This window comes from Streptomyces sp. SID12501, from assembly GCF_010550245.1.
GTDB lineage: Bacteria > Actinomycetota > Actinomycetes > Streptomycetales > Streptomycetaceae > Streptomyces.
In genome coordinates this window covers 1-423 of record NZ_JAAGLU010000772.1, presented here as the reverse complement: position 1 = coordinate 423, position 423 = coordinate 1, and the positions used below count along the sequence as shown (strand labels likewise).

General features: G+C 68.1%; 1 protein-coding gene. It reads right to left on the bottom strand.

What is annotated here, in order from left to right:
- A partial coding sequence (locus G3I71_RS48390; protein ID WP_164325346.1) for a carbohydrate ABC transporter permease occupies window positions 1–423 on the bottom strand: 423 nt, incomplete at both ends.

Here is a 423-nt window from a genome sequence, read left to right as displayed (position 1 = left end):
TTCGGTACGTCGAGCAGCGCGGCCATGAAGATGACCATCAGGTCGCCGACCCCCCACAGCGCCAGCGCGGTGAGGGCGGGCTTGGACCAGTCGGCGTCGGTGAACCAGCCCGGCGCGGGCAGTCCGAGTGACTCCAGCACGGTGTTGACCGGGCCGGTGCCGGGGTTGAGGAGGAAGACGAAGGCGAGCGTCGCGGCGACCGGTGGGGCCAGGTAGGGCAGGTAGAACAGGGTCCGGAAGATGCCGGCCCCGGTCCTGATCCTCGTGATGAGCAGGCCGACGCCGAGACCGAAGACGACCCGGCAGCTCACCATGACCAGCACCAGCCACAGGGTGTTGCGCATGGCCGGCCAGAACAGCGGATAGTCCGTGAAGACGTAGCTCCAGTTCGCCAGTCCGTTGAAGACGGGCGGTCGGAAGCCG